Annotated in this window: 1 protein-coding gene; it reads left to right on the top strand. The window is 66.3% G+C overall.

The features are described from left to right. On the top strand, positions 1-486 hold a 486-nt coding region (locus Y887_RS17450; protein WP_046965554.1), incomplete at both ends, for a glycoside hydrolase family 5 protein.

Here is a 486-nt window from a genome sequence, read left to right as displayed (position 1 = left end):
GGCAACGCTGCCACCGACTGGAACAAGGCCGCCGAGCGCGGGTCGGCGGCGGTGCTGGCCGTGGCGCCGAAGTGGATCATCGCGGTGGAAGGCATCACCGACAACCCGGTGTGTTCGACCAACGGCGGCATCTACTGGGGCGGCAACCTGCAGCCGCTGGCCTGCACCCCGCTGAACATCCCGGCCAACCGCCTGCTGCTGGCGCCGCACGTGTACGGCCCGGACGTGTATGTGCAGTCCTATTTCAATGACAGCAACTTCCCCAACAACATGCCGGCCATCTGGGACCGTCACTTCGGCCAGTTCGCCGGCAAGTACGCGTTGCTGCTGGGCGAGTTCGGCGGCAAGTACGGCGAAGGCGATGCGCGCGACAAGGTGTGGCAGGACGCGCTGGTGAAGTACCTGCGCAGCAAGGGCATCAACGAAGGCTTCTACTGGTCGTGGAACCCCAACAGCGGCGACACCGGCGGCATCCTGCGCGACGAC

This window comes from Xanthomonas pisi DSM 18956 (assembly GCF_001010415.1).
GTDB lineage: Bacteria > Pseudomonadota > Gammaproteobacteria > Xanthomonadales > Xanthomonadaceae > Xanthomonas > Xanthomonas pisi.
The sequence above is the reverse complement of the archived record's forward strand: the minus strand, read 5'-3'. Positions and strand labels throughout refer to the sequence as shown.